Origin of the sequence: Pseudomonas sp. IzPS59 (genome assembly GCF_014863505.1) — a bacterium.
GTDB classification, from domain to species: Bacteria; Pseudomonadota; Gammaproteobacteria; order Pseudomonadales; family Pseudomonadaceae; genus Aquipseudomonas; species Aquipseudomonas kribbensis.
Map to the genome: position 1 here is coordinate 698,475 of NZ_CP062251.1, position 21,512 is coordinate 719,986.

The window sequence follows — 21,512 nt, forward strand, 5'->3', positions numbered from 1 at the left end:
ATGACCATGCATGGCTGCGGGCAGAGCAGCAATCAGTGTTATACAGTAACACTAAAAATTGCCGGAGTTTAAGCCCCGGCAGTTTAAAGATCTGTCTAGGTCGCGCATCTCGCCTGTTTCATGATGAAGTTGAGGCAGATTCAGTTTGCCGGCCCAGACGCGACAACAGCAGCCGATCCAGCAACCACACCACCACCAGCGAAGCCCCCACCAGCGGAAACACCACCGCCAGCACCAGCATGATCGCCACCCCGGTTTTCCACTTCGGCAAATCGTGGCGCAGCGGTGGCACGCCGAACTTGCCCTGCGGGCGACGCTTCCACCAGATCACCACGCCGCTGACGGCGCTGAGCAGGATCATCAGGCAGATCAGCAGCACGATGATCTGGTTGAAGGTGCCGAACATCTTGCCTTCATGGAGCATCACGCCGATTTCCGTTGCCCGGGCCACGGCGCCGTAGTGCTCGAATCGCACATCGGCCAACACCTTGCCGGTGTACTGATCGACATGCAGCGTGGCGTCGTTGCGCGGGTCGTCGGCGAACACGGCGATGGTGAACACGCCGGTGGCGGTGGTCGGCATCGTGATGCTGTAGCCCGGCTCGACCTTGCGCTCGATGGCGATGTTCTGCACATCCTGCAGGCTGATGATCGGCGCGGCAGGGCCGTGCTGCATGCCGCCGTGGGCCATGTGTTCGGCGTGGTCGCCGGACATCGGCATCGGGGTATTTTCCATGGCCCACGGTACGGTCTGGCGGGCGGCGTTGTTGAGGCTGCCGGCCTCGACGTCGGAGGTCGGCACGTTATTCCACATCGCCGCCGGGAACACGTTCCACACCTGGGCGTACTGCTTGCCCCAGAAGCCGGTCCAGGTCATGCCGCTGAGCAGCATCACCAGCAGCAGCGCCGCGCCCCAGAATCCGGTAACGGCATGCAGATCACGCCACAGCACGCGACTGCGACTGTTCAGACGTGGCCACAGAATCCCGGCCGCCTGACCGCGCGGCCACCACAGGAAAACCCCGGACACCACCAGCACCACGCCCCAGCCGGCAGCGAGTTCGATCAGCCGGTCACCGACGGTGCCGATCATCAGCTCGCCGTGGATCGCCCGGGCGAGCGCTTGCAGGTTCTGCTTGGCATCCTGCTCGCCGAGGATGTCGCCGTGGTACGGGTCGACGAATATGTTCAGCTCATGGCCGGCATTTTTCACCACGAATTGCGCGCTGCGTTCGGCGTTCGCGGGCGGCAGGTACTGGGTGACCTGGCCTTGTGGATAAGCGCTTTTGACCTTTTGCAGCAGGTCATCGGCCGGTACGGTGTGATGCCCGGCCGGGACGTTCAGCAGGCTGCTGTACATCAGCGAATCGAGCTGCGGTTTGAACAGGTAAATGATGCCGGTCAGGGCCAGCATCACCATGAATGGCGCGACGAACAATCCGGCATAGAAATGCCAACGCCAGGCCAGGTTGTAGAAATTCGGTTTGGGCTGTTTCATCACGAGTGCTCCGCTTGGCTTGGATCTTCTAGTTGTCGGTTGTCACTCGCTCCCTCAAGGAGAGCGAGTGCCCTTGAGGGTTAGAAACTCATGTCCACCTTGGTCCAGAACGTGCGCCCCGGCTCGTTGATGGCTTGCGGGTCGTTGGCCGGGTAGCCGAACCCTGCGTTGCCCGCCAGGTTCAAGTGTTCGGCGTAAGCCTTGCCGAACAGGTTGTCGACGCCGGTACTGACCTTCCAGTTTTTGTTGATCCGGTAGGCACCGTTGAGCGAGAACACGCCGAAGCCCGAACTCTTGTCGTAATCCTTGCCGACCACGTTGCCCTTGTTCTGGTCGATCCGGTTTTGCGCGGCAACCACCCTCCACAGTGCGCCGGCGCTCCAGTTGTCTTCGCTGTAGGTCAGGCCGAAACGTGCATCCAGCGGCGGCATCTGCGGCAGGGCCTTGCCGTCGCTGCTGTTCTTGCCCCAGGCGTAGGCCAGGGTCGCATCGGCTTTCCAGTTGTCGGTGAGCTTGTAGGCTGCACCGAGTTCACCGCCCATGATCCGCGCGTCGATGTTCTCGGCGCGGGAGGTGCTCATGCCCATCATCGTCGGGGTGTAGTCGAACAGGATGTAGTCGCGCACCACGCCGATGTAGCCCGAGGCCCAGGCTTCGAGGTCGGCGTCCTTGTAGTTCACGCCGAAGTCGAGCTGGGTGGTCTTTTCCGGTTTGATCGAATCGAACGCATTGACCGAACCCGCCGGGCCGGACTTGGGCGAAAACAGCTCCCAGTAATCCGGGAACCGCTGCGCGTGGCCGAGGCCGGCGTAGAGCGTGGTCGGGCTGTCGGCCAGGTCATGCTCGTAACGCACGAAGCCGCTCGGCAGGGTGTCGGCGCGGGTATCGCCGGCAGTCGGATTCGGGCGGGACATCATTCCCGAGCCGGTCTTTTGCCGATAATCCTTGGCCGAGGCACGGTCGACCCGGGCGCCAGTGATCAGTCGGTCGCGATCGGCGGCGTACCAGGTCATCTCGCTGAACACACCGTAGTTATGGAAGTCAGCGTCCTTGGTGTACGGCTGATCCTTGTAGGTATCGATGCCCATGCCGCTGCGCTGACGGTGTTCGTTGGTCTGCGCATCGAGGCCGGTGATCAGCTGGATATCGGCCCAGCGCCAGGTGGCCTTGATCCGCGCGCCGAGGGTGCGGCGGTCGACGTTGGACGCCATGGGACCTGCCATCATCCCGGTGCCGGACGGCGTGCGCAGGGTGTAGTTGTCCATCACGTGGTCGGCGTAGTTGTAGTAGACCTGGGCTTCGAGCTTCTCCAGCACGTCGGTGATGTTGGATTTCTCGAAACGCAGGCCGAGGCTTTCGCGCAGGAATTGCGAGCCGTCCATGCCGCGTCCGGCGTAGCGCGCCTCGCCGTCGCCCTTGCCGGCGGTGAGTTCGATCAGGGTGTCGGCGTCCGGGGTCCAGCCCAGCGCCACGTCGCCGTTCCACTTGTCATAGCGCGAGGCGACGGTGTCGTTATTGCCGTCGCGGTAGTCGTCGGAGTGTGCGGTGTTGCCGATCACCCGCACGTAACCCAGCGGGCCGCCGGCCGCCGCATCGACGACTTTGTCGAAGCGCCCGTTGGAGCCGGCCAGCACGCTGGCGTTCACCCGGGTGCCGAGTTCGCCGAAGCTTTCCGGTTCACGGTCGAAGAGGATCGTGCCGGCGGATGCACCCGGTCCGTAGAGCACGGTTTGCGGGCCTTTGATCACGGTGAGTTTGTCGTAGGTCTCGGGCGAGATGTACGAGGTCGGCGCGTCCATCCGGCCGGGGCAGGCGCCGAGCATCATGCTGCCGTTAGTGAGGATGTTCAGGCGCGAACCGAACATGCCGCGCAGTACCGGATCGCCGTTGGTGCCGCCGTTGCGCACCAGGGCGAAGCCGGGAATGGTCTTCAGATAGTCGCCGCCATCGCTGGCGGGCACCGGTTGGCGCGGGTCTTTCGGGTTGGTGACGATGGTCAACGGCGAACTCGGGGCGATGGCGGTGATCACCGTCGGGCTCAGTTCCTCTGTGTGGCCGGCATGTTCATCGGCATGGACCAGCGGGGACAGCAGGACGCCGCAAAGGACGGCGGTAGCGTGCCTGAAACGGATGCGCGATTCGTTCAGGGCGAAGGACGCCGGGGCAGAACCCGAGCGTGGGACAGCAGAAAACCTGGACATGACAATTTCCATCAAACAGTCGTAAACGACACGGCCGGCAGCCTGAAGCTGTCTTCTCAACCGTGTGCAATCAGAGGTGGGTGTTTACGCTGCGACGGGCGGGGCGCGGCTGCGGGCGCCGGGGAAGAACGTCTGCCGGGCATGACCCAGACGTGGGGAGGGCGTGGTGAACGTATTGACGTGGGGGATGCTGAACGTGGCGAAACCGCCGCCGGTCAGTGCGGGGCAGTTGAACAGCAGGCTGCAATAACCGCATTTTTCCCACAGCACGTGGTGCGAGGATTGCGGCGGGCAGTGTTCGGCCGAGGGTTTTGCCTCATGCGCGGAATGATCCATGCCCGCCATGTCCATCGACATGCTCATTGGCATGGATGTCGAGGCGTGCTGATCCATCGGCATCGACTGAGAAATCAGCGGGCCGATGAAAATCATCAACATGGCGAACAGGGCGATCCAGCTGCCGCGTGTCAGGTGTTCGGTCTGACGGCGTTGCACGGACGACCTGGCGCTGCGCGGGCGCACGGGCGGAGTCTGCCGGAACGGTTATTGGGCGTGCGCGTGTTCCGGCATGTCCTGCGGTGGTTTCTTCTGCACGGCGACTTCGACGGTCACGTCACCGGCCTTCTCGAAGTGCATCGTCAGCGGGAAGCGCTTGCCGTCGGTCAGCAGGCTGCGGTCGGTCGGATTCATCAGCATCACGTGATAGGCCATCGGTGCGAAAGTCACGTTCTCGCCGGCCGGGATGGCCACGTTCGGCACCTGTTGCATCTTCATCAGATCACCCTGCATCACGTGTTCGTGCAGTTCGGCTTTTGAAGCGATGGGCGAGTCGACACTCAGCAGGCGGTCAGCGGTTTTGCCACCGTTGTGAATGATGAAATACGCGGCAACGGTCGGTGCGTTCGGCGGCAGTTCCTGCGACCACGGGTGGGCGATTTCCAGCTCGCCGGCCTTGTATTCGTGGGCATGGGCGAAGCACGCAGGTAGCAACAGCGCAGCGATGACGATGAATTTGTTCAACATGGCAGTTCTCCAGAACGATTTGAAACGCAGGTCAAATGCGGGAACAAATCAAACCAGAGGGGAAGCGCGGGGATTGAGGCTCGGCCATTGCTGGCGCGGTGTCGGGGTTTGCAGCAAGGCGGGCGCCACACTGCGATTGCTTTCGTATCGGGCGAAATACAGCTGCGGCGAATGCCCCGGCAACGCCACCACCGGCGCCGATCCGGAACAGCACCAGCAATGCTGCATGGTCGAGTGATTGTCACCGCTCTGCGGCGCTTTCTGATCGAGGCCGCCGATGTCGATCGCCACCATCTTCGTGCCGCTGCCGGTGCAGAAACTGCTCCACAGCAACTGCTCGGCCGGCGTCTGCGCCGCCTGCGCCATCGCTCCCGTCAACGGCATGGCGAGCATGTTGAACAGCACTGCGAAGCAGGCGATCCAGGCAAATGCGAGCCGGTGTCGGTTCATGGGACAGGTCCGTAGGGTGGGCGATCAGGCGCGGCTATTTAGCCTGATCAGGGCCGATAAGTAAAAAAGCGTCGTGCGGTTTGGTGTCGCAGCGCTACATGCAATTGTGCGAGCAGCATGCTTGCCAGTTGCGTCTCGCCGTTATGAAAGAGTGTAGCGGCTTCGATTCGCAATGCCTGTGCGAAATCCGGATCAGATTGAATTCTCAATCGGATGGTCTGCTTATAGTCTCGGAGCGCCACGCGGTTGAATCGCCCATCGCCTGAGTCCAGTTCCGAACATGCCTTGACGTAGTGCACCAGTTCAGCAGGCGTGTGGAGAAAGTCCTTGATGTCGAAGCGGGTGAATTTTCCGGTCATTGGAACGTGCTCACAAATTCGATGAAACGCTAAACGTAAGCCTGGGCAGCTCACGCAGATAGTCAGCGAATCTTTAAATTCTTGTGGGCAGTGTCCTAGCACTCAGTAGGACTTGAGCTTTTTGTTTTTCACGGTCGGACTTCGGCCGTTAGGGCAGCGATGGCTTCATCAATCGTCCAAAGCTCCCGATCAACCCCCGCCAACACCGGCCGCTTCAACACCATCACCGGCACCCCAAGCGCCCGCGCCACTTCCAGCTTCGGCTCGGTTGCGGTGCTGCCGCTGTTCTTGCTGATCAGCACGTCGATCTGCCGCCGTTCGAACAGCGCTCGCTCATCTTCCAGCAGAAACGGCCCACGGGCGCCGATGACTTCGCAGCGTTCGTTGCCGGGGTAGATGTCGAGGGCGCGCAGGGTCCAGAACTGGTGCGCGGGGATTTCATCGAGGTGTTGCAGCGGTTCGCGGCCGAGAGTGAACAAGGGACGGCGGAAGGGGGCGAGAGCGGTGATCAGTTCCGCCCAGTCGGCGACTTCGCGCCAGTCATCGCCCGGCTGTGGTTGCCACGCCGGGCGGCGCAGGGCCCAGCAGGGGATGCCGGTGAGTTGTGCAGCGGTGGCGGCGTTGTGGCTGATTTGTGCGGCGTACGGATGGGTTGCGTCGAGCAAAAGCGTGATGCCTTCATCACGAATGAACTGCGCCAGCCCCTCGGCACCGCCGTAACCGCCGACGCGGACCTGACACGTCAGGTCGGTCGGCACCCGGCCCACTCCGGCCAGGCTGTAAATGTGCTCCGGACCCAAAGTGCGCGCGATGGCCAAGGCTTCAGTCACGCCGCCCAGCAACAGAATCCGTTTCATGCAAAAGCCCCCGCATGGCCGACGATACCGCCCTGACGATCAATCGCAAACACCTCGACCTGCACCTGCGCGGGCACCACGCTGCGTGCGAATTCCAGGGCATGACGGCAGACCTCATCACCCAGCGCAACGCCCGCCGCACTAGCCATCGCCAACGCCTGCTGACTGGTATTCGCCCCGCGAATGGCTTGCTGCAAGGTGTCGTCGGCGCCAATCGCTGCGGCCCATTCGGCCAGTTGCGGCAGGTCGATGCTCGAATGGCGCGAGTGCAGATCCATGTGCCCGGCCGCCAGTTTGCTGATCTTGCCGAAGCCGCCGCACAGGCTGAGTTTATCCACAGGCACTTTGCGCAGGTGCTTGAGCACGGCGCCGACGAAGTCGCCCATTTCGATCAGGGCGATTTCCGGCAGGTCGTAGACCCGGCGCATGGTGTCTTCGCTGGCGTTGCCGGTGCAGGCGGCGATGTGCAGGTAGCCGTTGGTTTTCGCCACGTCGATGCCTTGATGGATCGAGGCGATGTACGCTGCGCAGGAAAACGGCCGGACGATGCCGCTGGTGCCGAGGATCGACAGCCCGCCGAGAATGCCCAGGCGCGGATTCATGGTTTTCAGTGCCAGGGCTTCGCCGCCCTCGACATTGACCGTCACCTCGAAGCCGCCGCGATAGCCGGATTCTTCGGCGAGCAGGGTCAGGTGATCGCTGATCATCTTGCGCGGCACCGGGTTGATCGCTGGTTCGCCGACACCCAGCACCAGCCCCGGCCGAGTGACGGTGCCGACGCCTTTGCCGGCGATGAAGCGGATGCCCGGCTCGGCCATCAACTGCACGCGGGAGTAGAGCAGGGCGCCGTGCGTCACGTCCGGGTCGTCGCCGGCGTCCTTGATGGTTCCGGCTTCGGCGCCGTTCTCGGTCAGCCGACAGAACTCCAGACGCATCTGCACCTGCTTGCCCTTGGGCAACACGATCTGCACGGCATCCGCCACCACTCCGCCGAGCAGCAGGCGTGCGGCGGCGAGGCTGGTGGCCGTGGCGCAACTGCCGGTGGTCAGGCCGCTGCGCAGGGGCGCGGGTTGTTCGGCGGTTTCGTCACGCATCGAGGGGTTTGACCAGATCAAGCAGGGTGATCGGCAGGGCCTGACGCCAGGTGTCGAACTCGCCCAGCGGTTGCGCCTGGGCGATGTGGATGCGGGTCAGTTCGCCGCCGTGGCGTTCGCGCCAGCTCATCAAGGTCATTTCGCTTTGCAGGGTTACGGCGTTGGCCACCAGTCGGCCGCCGGGTTTGAGTTGTTCCCAGCAGGTTTCCAGCACGCCTTCACGGGTCACGCCGCCGCCGATGAAAATCGCGTCCGGACGTTCCAGCCCGCCGAGGGCCTGCGGGGCACTGCCACGGATCAATTGCAGGCCGGGTACGCCCAGTGCGTCGCGGTTGTGTTCGATCAGTTGCTGGCGACCATCGTCGGCCTCGATGGCCAGGGCGCGGCAACTCGGGTGAGCGCGCATCCATTCGATGCCGATCGAACCGCTGCCGGCGCCGACGTCCCACAGCAGTTCGCCGGGTGTCGGCGCGAGGCGGGCGAGGGTGATGGCGCGCACGTCGCGTTTGGTCAGTTGTCCGTCGTGCTGGAAGGCCGAGTCCGGAAGACCGGCGAGGCGCGACAGGCGCGGTGTCTGCGGATCGGCGAGGCACTCGATGGCGATCACGTTGAGATCGGCAATGACCGGGTTGTTCCAGTCGTTGGCGGTGCCATCGATCCGGCGTTCGGCGCTGCCGCACAGATGTTCCAGAACACTCAGGCGACTGGCGCCGAACCCGCGTTCGCGCAGCAATGCCGCAACGGCGGCCGGGCTCTGCCCGTCATTGCTCAGCAGCAACAGGCGCACGCCGCTGGACAACTGACCATTGAGGGCCGCCAGCGGGCGGGCCACCAGCGAAAGAATGCTGACCTCCTGCAACGGCCAGCCCAGCCGGGCGGCCGCCAGCGAGCAGGAGGACGGCGCCGGCAGAACCAGCATCTCGGCCCCCGGCACCTGCCGCGCCAGGCTTGCGCCAACGCCGTAGAACATCGGATCACCGCTGGCCAGCACGCACACCGCTTCGCCGCGACGCTCGATCACCGGGGCCAGGGAAAACGGGCTCGGCCACAGCTGGCGCTCGCCACGGATGCACACCGGCAACAGATCCAGCTGACGCTGACCGCCGATGATCCGCGAGGCGCCCATCAAGGCACGCCGGGCATTTTTGCCCAGGCCCTTGAAGCCGTCTTCACCGATTCCCACTACTGTCAGCCAGACCGTCATGCCGTTCCTCAATTCGTGCGCGCGTACCAAGGCTGCATGATAACGCGGCGGCTGTTCTCTCGCGCTGGTCTGTTGCCGATCCCGGAAACTTCCTGTCGTTGAACAGGAATTGTCGGATTGGGTGTGTTTGTTATGGTTCCGATCAACTCAAACAAAAGCCAGGATTGGCAGGAAGACATAGGGATATGAATTTGAAAACAGGAACGCTCACCCATCATGCGACGCTGGTAGGGGATATTTTGCTGACAGGGGTAGGAGGGCAATCGAAAGAAGATTATGACTTCGCATTGAACTGTACTTACATCGCAAAGAAAGAAGCGGATAAACAGTACAACAGCAATACGCAACCCGGGCCCTGGATCGATTATTTCGCCGACCTGCTGTATTCGTATTTCTGGAAGAAGGACGAGATGGATATCGAATACGTCCAGCCGAATTTTTCGGGAACTGTCGGCGAGGTGTGGATGAAACTGGCAAGACCCTGGCTCAGCCCTGAACAGGTCAGTGGTGTGAATTCGGGATTGTCGAGTCTGGAAGCGGAGGTTGATCTGCTGAAAACAATCAGGGGACTGAGCGGAAAGGCCTTCGATTTCAAACTGATCCCCGTCAGTTATAACGCGAACGGAGATATGGAACTTGTCATTACCAATGTCAGGTTCATCAAGTCCACACTGACGACCAGTTACCTGTTCTGGAAAGTTCATCAGCCAATGAGTCAACTGGATATCCGGGCTCGACGCGTGTCGATGAGCCGTCGCGCGATCGAAGTTCGTCGGCCATTGGTGGAAAAGGCAATAAAAGGGATGTCGTTCGACTTTGCTCATTACGAAATATAGCCGTCGAGGGGACAGAATATCGGGCGTTCATGATTATTCCGACCGGCAGGCATTTTCATGCTGTCGGGCAAAGCAGGCATAATGGCGACCTTTCGCCCATCCTGGCGCTGCCCGTCAGCCGGTCATCCCTTGAACGAACGTCCTCTAACCACTGCCATACGCCCCTCGGCCTGCCCGGGGTTGCTGCGTATCGTCCAGGCGCTGGATGGCGGTATCTGCCGGATCAAGCTCGATGGCGGTTCGATCACGGCCGATCAGGCCGATGCGGTGGCCAATGCCGCCGAGCGATTTGCCGGCGGGGCTATCGAAGCGACCAACCGTGGCAATCTGCAGATCCGCGGCATCGGCGACCAGTCCGCCGCGCTGATCGACAGCCTGCTGGCCGCCGGTCTCGGGCCGCGAACCGCCGCGGGCGACGACGTGCGCAACCTGATGCTCAGCCCGGCTGCCGGCATCGACCGACAGATGCGCTTCGATACCCGTCCATTGGCCGGGGAAATCCTGGAAACCTTGCAAAGCCATCCGCGCTTCCATGAGCTGAGCGCCAAGTTCGCCGTGCAACTGGATGGCGGTGAAGCGCTGGCGATGCTCGAACATCCTCATGATCTGTGGTTGTCGGCATTCGATGATTGCGGCGACACGCTGCTGGCGTTCGGTCTGGCGGGTTGTCCGACGGATCGACCGCTGGCCGCTGTGGCGCTTGCGGACGGACATGCGCTGGTGGTCGCGGTGCTGGAATTGTTCCTCGAACTGGCCCGACCGGAGCAGACGCGGATGCGTCATCTGCTGGATGAATGCCCGGCGCCGGTGTTCCTGGAAAAGCTCGGTCAGCGGATCAGTCTGCAAATCGTCGGCGAGTGGCAGCGTGAAGCAGTGCCGGAAGGTTTGCACCTCGGCATCGATCCTCAGCAAACAGCAGGTCAAGTGTATGTCGGTGCCGCACCGGCGCTCGGCCGCCTCGATCCGGCCATGCTGCGTGGCGCCGCGCAACTGGCCAGAACCTTTGGCGATGGCAGCCTGCGTTTCACCCCATGGCAAAGTCTGTTACTGCCCAATGTGCGGGAAACCGACGCGGTTCAAATGCTCGATGTTCTGGGCAAGCTGAACCTGCTGACCCGAACCGAAGATCCGCTTTCACACCTGATCGCCTGCACCGGCTCCAACGGTTGCGGCAAAGGCCTGGCCGACACCAAACACGATGCCCGGCTTCTGGCTACGCTGTTGCCACACGCCGTGGATGTGCACCTGTCCGGCTGCCCGCGCTCCTGCGCCGCTGCACACCGGGCTGCAGTGACTTTGCTGGCGGTCGCTCCCGGTCATTACGATCTCTATTTTCGCGATGCAGCACAGCCCGGTTTCGGCGCGCTGCACGCTCACAACCTTACTATCGAAGCGGCCGCGACCCTGCTCGCCGCCCGCTCACGGAGCCCCCTTGATGCTTGATTACATCCGCGACGGTCAGGAGATCTATCGCAACTCCTTCGCGATCATTCGCAGCGAGGCCAACCTCTCGCGCATCCCGGCCGACCTGGAAAAACTCGCGGTGCGGGTGATCCACGCCTGCGGCATGGTCGAGGCCATCGACGGGCTGCAATTCTCCGAAGGCGCGGGCAAGGCCGGGCGCGATGCGCTGGCTGCGGGCGCGCCGATTCTGTGCGATGCGCGGATGGTTTCCGAAGGCGTGACCCGTGCGCGCCTGCCGGCCAACAACGAGGTGATCTGCACCCTGCGCGACGACAGCGTGCCGGAGCTGGCGCGCGAGCTGGGCAATACTCGCTCGGCAGCAGCGCTGGAACTGTGGCGTCCGCATCTGGAAGGCAGCGTGGTTGTGATCGGCAATGCGCCGACTGCGCTGTTTTATCTGCTGGAAATGCTCGACGCCGGCGCCCCGAAACCGGCGCTGATCCTCGGCTTCCCGGTGGGCTTCGTCGGTGCTGCCGAATCCAAGGCCGAACTGGCCGCCAACAGCCGTGGTGTGCCGTTCGTGATCATGCAAGGTCGGCTCGGCGGCAGCGCCATGGCCGCCGCTGCAGTCAATGCACTCGCCACGGAGATCGAATGATGCAGGCCAAAGGACGTTTGATCGGCCTGGGCGTCGGCCCCGGTGATCCGGAACTGATTACCGTCAAGGCCCTGCGCCTGCTACGCGAGTCGCCGGTGGTGGCGTATTTCGTGGCCAAGGGCAAGAAGGGCAACGCGTTCGGCATCATCGAGGCGCACCTGCAGGACGCGCAGAATCTGCTGCCGCTGGTGTACCCGGTGACTACCGAAGTGCTGCCGGCGCCGCTGTCCTACGAACAGGTGATCAGCAATTTCTACGATGACGCGGCAGAGGAAGTGGCTGCGCATCTGGATGCCGGTCGCGACGTGGCGGTGATTTGCGAGGGTGATCCGTTCTTCTACGGCTCCTACATGTACCTGCATGATCGCCTCGCCAGCCGTTACGAAGCCGAAGTGGTGCCGGGCGTCTGCTCGATGCTCGGTGGTGCTTCGGTACTGGGCGCGCCGCTGGTGTATCGCAATCAGAGCCTGTCGGTGCTGTCCGGTGTGCTGCCTCACGATGAGCTGAAGCGCCGACTGGCGGATGCCGATGCGGCGGTGATCATGAAGCTGGGGCGCAATTTCCCTAAAGTGCGTGACGTGTTGGCAGAGTTGGGCCTGGCCGAGCGCGCGCTGTACGTCGAGCGCGCGACCATGGCCAACCAGAAGATCGTGCCGCTGGACGAGGTCGAGCCGATGTCGTCGCCGTACTTCTCGCTGATCATTGTTCCTGGCGAACGGTGGCAAGGCTGATGACTCACTCCACACCGGCCATTGTCATCCTCGGCCAAGGCGCGCTGGCCACGGCCCGTCGCCTTCAGCAGGTCTATCCGGGCGCGCAGATTCACGGACTGAAAGGACGCGTCGAAGGTGTCGACCTGACTTACAGCGAATTCGGCGCAACCCTGCGCGAGCTGTATCAGCAGGACACGCCGATCATTGCCCTGTGCGCGGCCGGCATTGTCATCCGTACACTGGCGCCGCTGTTGCTGGAGAAAGGCGTCGAGCCGCCGGTGCTCGCCGTGGCTGAAGACGGCAGTGCCGTAGTGCCGCTGCTTGGCGGCCTGGGTGGGGTGAATGTCATGGCCCGTGAGATGGCGGCTGCGCTTGAAGTGGCGGCGGCGATCACCACCAGTGGCGAGTTGCGCTTCGGCACCTGCCTGCTCAACCCGCCCGGCGGTTATGCCCTCGGCGATCTGGAGCAGGGCAAACGCTTTGTCTCCGACTTGCTCGCCGGTCACAGCGTGCGCATTGATGGCGAGGCGCCGTGGCTTGAGCAGGCGCAGCTGCCGGAAGATCCACAGGCACAGCGCTCGATTCATGTGGGCAGCGATGCTCGCGTGGCGAGCGCCAGTGAGCTGCTGATTTATCCGCGCAGCGTGGCGGTGGCGGTCGGTTCAGACGTGCCCGATCTGCCAGGTACGATTCGCGATGCGTTGCTGCAGGCCGGTGTGGCGATTCAATCGCTGGCCTGTCTGGTGGCGGCTGATGTTCAGATGGCCAGCCCGGCATTGCGTGAAGCCGCGCTTGAGCTGGCGGTACCGCTGCGCTTTGTTGCACCGGCAAGTGCCATCGGTGAACTGGCTCGCGATGCAGTCCCCGACGCTCGAATCATCACAACAGCCCACGACCTTGCCATCGCCGTGGCCGAACGGCCGTTGGACGTTTCGCAGGTCGGTCGTCCGCGCGGTCGTCTGGCCGTCATCGGCCTCGGCCCGGGTGCCGCAGAGTTGATGGTGCCAGCGGTGAAAGCAGAACTGGCCCGTGCTACCGATGTGCTGGGTTACGAAACCTACGTGCGCATGGCCGGTCCGTTCCGCGACGATCAGGTGCAGCACTGCACCGATAACCGCGAAGAAATGCAGCGTGCTCGGCATGCTTTCAGACTGGCTGCTCAGGGCCGTTCGGTGATCGTGGTTTCTTCCGGTGATCCGGGCGTGTTTGCCATGGCGGCGGCGGTGCTTGAGGCATTGCACGAGTCGACGGATCCGGCGTGGCACAGCGTCGATCTGGAGATACTTCCGGGTGTCTCCGCCTCGCTGGCCACCGCTGCTCAGGCCGGTGCACCGCTGGGTCACGACTTCTGCGTGATGTCCCTGTCGGATAACCTCAAGCCTTGGTCGATCATCGAAAAGCGTCTGGATCTGGCCGCCGAGGCCGATCTGGCGCTGGCCTTCTACAACCCGATCTCCCGCGCCCGTCCGTGGCAACTGGGGCGAGCGCTGGAAATCGTCGCGCTGCACCGTGCGCCGCAAACACCAGTGGTGCTGGGGCGTGATATCGGTCGTCCGGGACAGACGCTGCGGGTGACGACACTCGGCGCATTGGCACCGGATCAGGTGGACATGCGCACGATGGTGCTGATCGGTTCGTCAACCACCTGCACGTTCCCTCGCAGCGAGGGCGGTGAGTGGGTGTATACGCCGCGTTGGTACGGGGAAAAACCGGTCAGTTGATAACGGTGTAGTTGCCAATTGTTGCAACCGCTTATGACCCCATACAAAAAAAGAAAGGCCGCGAATGAAAGTTTGCGGCCTTTCTTTTTTTTGTGCGGGAAAGTTCTGCTGGTTTGTATTTGGTTAAAGTAATAAATGTTTTATTGGTGTTGTCGGATGTTTCGGCTGACATTGTTTGAATGGCTTCGCTTTTGTCTTTGGAGAGGTGTTGTACTAGTTTTGCTTGAAAGGTTTTTTCTCGATTTATTCACCATTTCGACTTGTCCGGAAAAGGCGTTGCTCTTTTTGGTTGAGTAACTGTTTGTGAACTTTTTCGTGCGTATGTAATCGGGTTTTTCAAGGAAGGTAGTTTATGCAAGATATGAAGTTGAAGGCGGTCGATGGCCTAAATTGGAAGTTTGTCAGTCTGTTTAAGCTGACGGATCTTGAGCAGGCACTCTTGCCCTACAAAAATACCCATCAATATGACGCCGTTTTCCGTTATTACTTTGCCTGCATCGGTTTGCTAGATTCACCCCGGTTGCAGCACCCGCTGGCACTGTTCAGGCAGGCGCTGGGAGCGTTGGTGCAGCATCGTGTACGCCGCGAAGTGGAGCAGGATCCCGCGCCAGGCCCCGATGAAGAGGCGGCGCCCGGTCTGACGCAGATCCTTGGAAGAGTGCATGATTTCGAAACGCGACTGCAATACGGCGTCGAACTGATGAAGACTCCGGCGACGCAGGTGCCGAAGATACTGCACTTTGTCTGGGTCGGAGGCGGCATCGGAGATATACAGCGTGATTACATCAATATATGGAAACAGGTACTGGCAGGGCACGATTACACAATCAATCTCTGGTACGACAGCGATGCGCTACTGGCCCATCAAACCAACCGTTTGATAGTCGAGGCCGCCAAAGCGGATGCGATGTTGCAGGGGGGGGGCGACAGTATGTCTGAGCGGGTACTGGGTGAATCGTATGTCGCCCGCGTCATTGTTCTGAAACAACAGATGTACGACTACATCAATGATGCAACTGCTCGTGGCGAATCGGCCGATGGCGCGAGAACTCATTTGCTGGCGCGTGCTTATGGGCAAAACGCAGAGGATTTACAACAGCTGAGGAGCCGAAATCGTGAAAGTGTGTCGGCCTTGCTTGATAGTGGCTTGCGAGTGCGCGACCTGGCGGCTGCTGAAACACCTTTGCAGTTGCGAGATATCTACGAACGCGAAATGCGTCTGCGCGGCAACTTCGCCGCAGCGTCAGACATTGTCAGAGTTGAAGTCTTGCATCCGGAAGGCGGTATTTATTCCGATGTCGATAACTTGCCTCCGTTACTGCGAGAGATCGGTGGAGTCGACATCAGCGGCTTCACCAGCGATGCGCGACTGGGCGTGTTGCAGTTGCTGCTGGATCACAATCCCCACTGGATGCCTGGCCGCGAAGCAGTGCGCACTCGATACACCGATTACACGGTGCAGATTCCAGAACAGCATCGTTCAAAACTGCAAGCGTTCGCCAGCAGCCGGCCAAGCCTCATTCAAGTGTTCCAGCCTCCCCAGGACCTTCTCGCCCGACCTTACGCATTAAGGGCGGTGTCTGTGGGTTCCACGATCAGCAATGCCTTCATGGTGGCCCATCCCGGTTCGAAGGTCATAGAGTCCGTGCTTGATCGCTTCCGGTTCAATTATCGGTTGGTTGAAGACACTGCCCGACTGGCCGTTCAGAAAGGCGTCAGACTTGAAGATTCAGAGGTGATGTCTGCACTGGCGAACGAGGTGCTGGAAAAAGCCTACGGGCCCTTCATTGACCTGCCAGCCATGGAGTCGATTTTCGCCGCCTTTCTTGCGGACGCTGCCGCCAATTACCACAACGACGGCATCCGCCCGCAAGGTGAGGGAACGATCTATTTGACCGGGCCGGTCGGCATCAAGGACGGTACGAGTGATTTCGAAAAGGCTTTGTTAACGTCTCGCGGCGCAGAAGCTTCTCGTGCGGAGATGGCAATAGATCCCCTGACGACAGTCAATTACTCGACCGAAGAGGAGCAGGATCACTCCTGGAAAGACAATGAAACCGACTTTGACAAGTGGGTGGAGACCGAGAAAAAGAACTGGCGCGGCGGTCGGTACAAGACCCGCTACGCCGGCAACATCGAAGAGCTGCTGAAACACTCGACCGTCGAATTCGAACTCGGCTGGCCGCTCATCGAAGGACGTCATGTTCTGAATACCGAGCTGTTGCAGCGCATGGCCGAACGCCTCGGTGAAGCGTTTATCAAGGCGATGATGAGCGGCCACGACGGCCCGGTCGTGTTTGCTGAAAGGTTGCCGCTGAGCTTCGATGATCGTCAGGCCATCCGCAATCAGGACACCCGCCAGCGAGCACCGTCATTCCCCAAAAAACAGCTCGCGCAAAATCTTGCGCTGGATGAACTCTTGATCGGTCTGGGTGCCGGTTCCTGGCAACTCGAACAGCTCAACCCATTGCAGCGTTTGACCCTTGGAGCAGTGCTTGGCGCCGAGTCACTGGACAGTCAGAGCTTTTCCACCCTGAGCAGTGCGCTGGACAATCTGATCAACAGCGTCAGCGAGCGCGGGGCGTCCGGGCGTTACGCGGTCATCGAACAGCATCTCTATCAGCATCGGGCACCCGCGTTCCTGGCGGGGATGGCGAGTGCGGAGGATGGCTTGCCGGCGAACTCGGTCACCGCCCTGAGCCTGAAAAAACACGCGCTGGCCAACGCCGTGACGCTGTTTGACTGGGGGCGCCAGGTGGCGCAGATCCAGCGGCTCGCCACTCAGGAGCACCGTGAAAGGGTGCAGGAGCGGGTGGAGCAGGTGCTCAATCAGTTTGAGGCCGGAACCGCCAAACTGGTGCCTCAGGATCTGTTGATGCACGGGCCGGGTGATACCGCAGCCGGGCGCTGCTTTCCGCTGGTGTTGGCAATGAGTGCTGCCCTCACGCGAGGCGACGTAGCGACCCGCCGGTTACGCGAGCGGTTTTTCCTCGCGGTACTTGAGCCGGAGCAATCGGACTCGGCTGCATTTCTCGGTGCACTGGAGGAAATGCGTGGCGTGAACGTCGCAGAAGTGGGCACGAGCCTGGGGCGGGTCGATCTGGACAAGGTAGTTGCGACCCTTGAGGACTCCGCCGGCCCCCGGACCTTGATGCTCAACTCGGACAACCACTCGATGCTGGTCGCCCGAACAGTAAACGGGGCAGCAGACGTCTATCACTTCTACGATCCGAACTTCGGCCTGTTCGAATTCGACAGCCCCGCGATTTTCAGAATGGCCCTGAAGAAATTCTTCCAGGACACGGACATGGCTCAGCATTACGCCGTATATGGCAAGGCTGGCAAGCCGCAGTTCGATCTGATCGATGTTCAGGGTGAGCAAGTGGCATCTCTGGATCTGTCGAGAAGCTTCACGGTGGCCGGGTTGCTCAGGGATGAGCCGCTGCCAGGCAAACCGTTCAGGCCCGTTCGCCAGCGGGTAAACAGTGCTCACGGGCGATCGCTGATGGATAATTCGCACCTGGGCAGTGCACTGCTGTCGGCAGACAATGACTGGTGGGCGGAGCAGATCGCCGGCGCGACTTCGCGCTTGCAGGAAGGCCATGATTCGGCGAAGCCACTGGTGCCGTTGTTCGATTCGCTGGAGGTGACGCCCGAGGGAGGCTATCGGGTGGGCATGATCGATCCGCAGAGTGGTGATCTGGTAGCCAAGGTCACCAGTCGGGACGAAAGCCTGCTGCGAATCAGGAATTACCTGACAGAGATGTTTTCGACCCTGGGACGCAAGCGTCAAGTCGGTGCTGTGGTGGATCCGACCGATGCCGCCGCAGTGCACACACTCAATGCCGGGTTCGCGGTGCAGGCGCTGATGAATGCGTTGCGCGGGCGTGAAGGCGAAGATCGTACATTGACCACTGCAGTGCAGTGGCATGCCTACGTCAACTACGCACAACTGGTGCATGGCAACGTAGTCGATGTGGCAGGACTTATCGGTCTGGTGAAAGCCGCGTTGCGCGATGAGAAACTGATTGCCCGCACCAGTGCACAGGTGGTCGGTGAAGCGCTTGAGCCGTTGACAGGCAGTACGCTCGGCGCTGTGGCCGGGCATGTGGCCAACGAGGGGGTGGGTGCCGTGCTGGGGCTGGCCAATGTCGGCTTTGATATCTATCAGTTGGCGAATGCCCGTAACGATGTCGAGATTGCCACTTTCGCAACCCAGCTCACCTTTGACGCCAGCAGTCTGGTTCTGACCGGCGCCGGATTTGGCGCCGCAGTCGCGGGGGCGGGAACGGCTGCGGCAGTGCTGGGAGGTGCCGGAGTGATTCTGGGAGGGTTGGCGGTCGGTGTGACGGCATTGGCGCAGAACTTCGCAACCATCGCAGAAGAAGCAAAAGCGATCGGGCTGTTTTTCGCGGATCTGGAGCAGGCGCACCAGAGTGCCGGATACCAATACAGCGGTAAGCAGGGGGCCTGGTTACCGCAACCGTCATTGATTATCACGGGTATGGATTTGAGTAACGGCAAACTGTTGCTCGACAGTTCCCGTCTGTATCCGCTGCGCGATCATTTCGGCGTTCCGGATTTCGATGTCGACTACTCACGGGCCATCCACCTCAGCAACGAACTGGGCTACCCGGCCGAGATGACGTTCGCTTCTCCGGCCGAACAAACCATTGTCCTGCCGTGTACGCCGCTTACCTGTTACCGCTACGAGTACCAGATCCTGCCGTTCTCATCGCAGCGCCACGACAAGGGCTTCGACATCGCCCGGCGTCTGGAGAAGAAGAAAGCGGATGGTCAATGGTTGTTCCTGTTTTCGTTCTACTCGTTCCCCAGCCACTTCATCGTCCATCGTATGTACCCGGACTATCGGCCGACCGAGATCAGCGTCACGCTAGATGGGCAGGCACGCAAACTGGTCGTGCCGGTGATTCCAAAGCCCTGGCACGAGCAAATCAGCTATCGGATCGAGGGTGGAGGAGGCACCTGCACGCTGGTGCTCAACCCCGGCGTGAACGTTGAGCTGGTGTCAGTGGGTGTGCAACAGAATCGCTGGGTCATCGTCGCTCCCTGGGCAGGCGAGCGGGACATTGTGTTCGGCGGTGACGGGCGGTTCAGTGTCAAGGGCAGCCAGTTCAAGGTGACGGCGGCTACTGCACCGACGATTTCACTGTTGATCGAAAATGGCCGGCTCTTCCGGGTCTCCGACGACAAACGGTATCAATTGGACTTACTGCAAGAAACCGCGCCCGAAGGACTGGACGACCAGCTTCTGCAAGACCATCTGCAAGCGCTGGCACGGGCTCATCGATTGGCGCTGCGCTATACGCCCATACACAATTATCTGATTCCGTTCGAGAACATCAAGGCGCCGCGTTACACCAACGGTTGGTACGACGCTGCGCAGGACCGGATTCTCTACATCCGCAACGATGATGTGCTCTACGATGAGGGTCGGCTGTCGGCGGTGGTCGGTGGCTCGGCGTTTTTCCATGATCCGGACGCATTCGATATCTGCCAGGTCGATGTCGACACGGGGCTGATCAGTCATCGTTATCGTTTGATGTTGCGACTTACGGGTACCAGCACGATTCGTAGCGTTGAGGCCGATGCTCAGGGAGTCGTGCATGTGGTGCAGGAGTATGTCCATGAGGACGGCATGTTCGAACGTCTCAACTACCTGATTCACGAAGGTGAGCTGTGGCTGAGTTCAGTCACCCGTGCACTTGAGCCGACATTCGATTCATTGCTCGACAACAGAGCGCCCCTGACTGACTGGGCTCTAATACTGGGTCAGTGGGTGGTACGCAAGCCGGACTCTGCCGACAACGGCTATGCAACGATCGACTGGCAGTTTGCGCCTTATGTTTCAATCTGCTGGACGATTGAGCTACGTAGCCGGGATATGGCCTGGATTCGTACCCGTGACAACCTGATCGTGCGTCCGGTACCGCGCCGTCACCATGCCCGAGGTTGGTCTGACTCTATCCAGAACCTGAATGAACTGATGCTGCTGACGCTGGCCGATGACTGCGACGTGTTTGTCATCTACGACCGTCAGTTCCAGAGACTTTGCCGGCTGCGGCGGACCGGGACGCAGGAGCGGAGCCAATGGTCGCACCGCTGGGTGGACCCTGTCGGTTTGAAGCAGGTCACGACCGACTACAAGGGTTACCAGGCGCGGACAGAGGACGGAATGTCGTTCGAAATCGGCGTTGACGGTGAAGTTCGCTTTGTCGGGCTGACCGAATCATGGCTCAAGGGGCGAGAGCTATGGTGGCTGTCGCTTGAAGGTGTCGCCCGGAAATACAACGTTGAACAGTTCCTGATTGTCGGTGTAGCCGATGCCGGGGGCGAGGGGCGCTTGCACGCGTGGTTCGTGGACGACCGCTTATTACTGTGTGAGGCGCAGCAGACGCAGGTCCGTTTGCTCGGCATGGCGCCGGACAAGCAGTCGGCGTGGCTGTTCGAGCCCGGGAGCGGCGAGATCTGGTGCCAGACCTTTATCGATAAAGAGCAACTCGAACAGGCCTTCGGAAAGGGCGCGCAATTGTTGCAGGCCTCGTTGCTTCCCAAACCGGAGCGACAGTGGGCTGTACAGCGTTATGTCGATGTGCGGGTCGAGGGAACCGGACTGGTGGGTACGACGCAGGAAGGGGTGGTGGTGCAACTGGAGCATCGGGAACCACCGCAGATCATTGGCGTGCAGCACGATTGGCTGGCAGCCCATGGCGACAATCTGATCGGCAACTTGCAGGCCTTGCTGGCGAAGGAGGCGCATCGTCCATTTATTTCCGTCGCTGCACAGGATGCCAGTGTTCAGTGGTACATCGCCGACAGCGCACGGCTGATCCAGATTCCCGCTGCCGATCTGCCGGAGGATTTCGAGCTGCTTGGAACCCGTCGACATACGGAAATCCTGCTTCATGAACCGCAGGAGCTAGTTGTTCAGAGCTACCCGAGCCGTCGTCAGATCAAACCACTGGATTATGTCCGGCGCACGGGTGATGTGCTGGTGGTCGAAGGGCAGCTGGATGCCTACGATCTTCTGCCACTGGTTCCGGACGATGTGCGCACGCTGGTTCTGCGGGTGGGGCGTGGTTCGATGAGATGGCAGCTGTCCGAGGTGCTCATGCGCAAGCTCGACTCGCTGGTGGTCGACTGTCGTTATCCGCTGGGGGATCGTCCATCGGTCATGAGCCGCCTGATCTGGACTCCGGCCAATCCGCAAAAGCTTGAGGTGGCGATGGTCGACGATCATCTGGTGATCATCGACCCCGACAGTGAGCACTGTGTACTGGTTCGAAATGCAGGGGGGAATGACCCGCTGTTGCGCGGTGATGCCATGCTTGAGGTCAAGGGACTGAGCCCGTGCCAGGTGTCGAAACTGGTGCGAGGGTCAAGGGAGCAAAAGGAGGGTGTCGACGGCGTGACGTTGAAAGCGCTGATCGAGCAGGCAAACGCGAAGAAAGCCGTCGAGCCTGCAGGTTGAAG

Annotated in this window: 15 protein-coding genes; 6 read left to right on the forward strand and 9 right to left on the reverse strand. The window is 61.1% G+C overall.

Going from position 1 to position 21,512, the window contains the following annotated elements; all coding sequences use genetic code 11:
• Positions 1 to 118 precede the first annotated feature (118 nt).
• The 9 genes from IF189_RS03070 to cbiE form a co-directional block, all read right to left on the reverse strand.
• Positions 119 to 1,498: a PepSY-associated TM helix domain-containing protein gene (locus tag IF189_RS03070; protein WP_192552793.1), complete on the reverse strand. Its 1,380-nt coding sequence runs from the start codon at positions 1,496 to 1,498 to the stop codon at positions 119 to 121.
• Positions 1,499 to 1,578: 80 nt separating this feature from the next.
• The gene (locus IF189_RS03075) at positions 1,579 to 3,699 is read right to left on the reverse strand and encodes a TonB-dependent copper receptor (RefSeq protein WP_134825327.1); all 2,121 of its coding nucleotides are present in this window, start codon (positions 3,697 to 3,699) and stop codon (positions 1,579 to 1,581) included.
• A gap of 84 nt (positions 3,700 to 3,783) precedes the next feature.
• Positions 3,784 to 4,221: a DUF2946 domain-containing protein gene (locus IF189_RS03080; protein WP_192552794.1), complete on the reverse strand. Its 438-nt coding sequence runs from the start codon at positions 4,219 to 4,221 to the stop codon at positions 3,784 to 3,786.
• Between the two features lie 21 nt (positions 4,222 to 4,242).
• Positions 4,243 to 4,722 (reverse strand): copper chaperone PCu(A)C, encoded by a 480-nt coding sequence (locus tag IF189_RS03085; RefSeq protein WP_085711213.1) that lies wholly within the window; start codon positions 4,720 to 4,722, stop codon positions 4,243 to 4,245.
• Between the two features lie 48 nt (positions 4,723 to 4,770).
• Entirely contained in the window at positions 4,771 to 5,172 is a 402-nt protein-coding gene (locus IF189_RS03090) for a DUF2946 domain-containing protein (RefSeq protein WP_119429399.1), read from the reverse strand.
• 47 nt (positions 5,173 to 5,219) lie between these two features.
• Complete coding sequence (locus IF189_RS03095) at positions 5,220 to 5,531, reverse strand: hypothetical protein (protein ID WP_134825329.1); 312 nt, start codon at positions 5,529 to 5,531, stop codon at positions 5,220 to 5,222.
• Between the two features lie 128 nt (positions 5,532 to 5,659).
• Positions 5,660 to 6,388: a cobalt-precorrin-6A reductase gene (locus IF189_RS03100; RefSeq protein ID WP_134825330.1), complete on the reverse strand. Its 729-nt coding sequence runs from the start codon at positions 6,386 to 6,388 to the stop codon at positions 5,660 to 5,662.
• Positions 6,385 to 7,482 carry a cobalt-precorrin-5B (C(1))-methyltransferase gene (locus IF189_RS03105; RefSeq protein ID WP_192552795.1) on the reverse strand — a complete coding sequence of 366 codons (1,098 nt, stop codon included), beginning with the start codon at positions 7,480 to 7,482 and terminating at the stop codon, positions 6,385 to 6,387. The genes IF189_RS03100 and IF189_RS03105 overlap by 4 nt, the downstream gene beginning before the upstream one ends.
• A complete protein-coding gene (cbiE, locus tag IF189_RS03110; RefSeq protein ID WP_192552796.1) occupies positions 7,475 to 8,686 on the reverse strand; it encodes a precorrin-6y C5,15-methyltransferase (decarboxylating) subunit CbiE in 1,212 nt (403 codons plus the stop codon). Before cbiE ends, IF189_RS03105 begins: the two co-directional genes overlap by 8 nt.
• A 185-nt stretch (positions 8,687 to 8,871) precedes the next feature.
• Between cbiE and IF189_RS03115 the strand changes: the two genes are divergently transcribed.
• The 6 genes from IF189_RS03115 (at position 8,872) to IF189_RS03140 (ending at position 21,510) form a co-directional block, all read left to right on the forward strand.
• Positions 8,872 to 9,522: a hypothetical protein gene (locus IF189_RS03115; RefSeq protein WP_134825333.1), complete on the forward strand. Its 651-nt coding sequence runs from the start codon at positions 8,872 to 8,874 to the stop codon at positions 9,520 to 9,522.
• A 129-nt stretch (positions 9,523 to 9,651) separates the two neighbouring features.
• On the forward strand, positions 9,652 to 10,965 hold the full coding sequence (gene cobG, locus IF189_RS03120; protein WP_276323652.1) for a precorrin-3B synthase: 1,314 nt from the start codon (positions 9,652 to 9,654) through the stop codon (positions 10,963 to 10,965).
• Positions 10,958 to 11,584, forward strand: coding sequence for a precorrin-8X methylmutase (locus IF189_RS03125; protein ID WP_114881270.1), 627 nt, complete (start codon positions 10,958 to 10,960; stop codon positions 11,582 to 11,584). The genes cobG and IF189_RS03125 overlap by 8 nt, the downstream gene beginning before the upstream one ends.
• The gene (locus IF189_RS03130; RefSeq protein WP_413038512.1) at positions 11,581 to 12,315 is read left to right on the forward strand and encodes a precorrin-2 C(20)-methyltransferase; all 735 of its coding nucleotides are present in this window, start codon (positions 11,581 to 11,583) and stop codon (positions 12,313 to 12,315) included. The genes IF189_RS03125 and IF189_RS03130 overlap by 4 nt, the downstream gene beginning before the upstream one ends.
• Positions 12,315 to 14,018 carry a precorrin-3B C(17)-methyltransferase gene (cobJ, locus tag IF189_RS03135; protein ID WP_134825335.1) on the forward strand — a complete coding sequence of 568 codons (1,704 nt, stop codon included), beginning with the start codon at positions 12,315 to 12,317 and terminating at the stop codon, positions 14,016 to 14,018. The genes IF189_RS03130 and cobJ overlap by 1 nt, the downstream gene beginning before the upstream one ends.
• A 352-nt stretch (positions 14,019 to 14,370) precedes the next feature.
• Positions 14,371 to 21,510 carry a TcdA/TcdB pore-forming domain-containing protein gene (locus tag IF189_RS03140; protein WP_192552797.1) on the forward strand — a complete coding sequence of 2,380 codons (7,140 nt, stop codon included), beginning with the start codon at positions 14,371 to 14,373 and terminating at the stop codon, positions 21,508 to 21,510.
• The last annotated feature ends 2 nt before the right edge of the window (positions 21,511 to 21,512 follow it).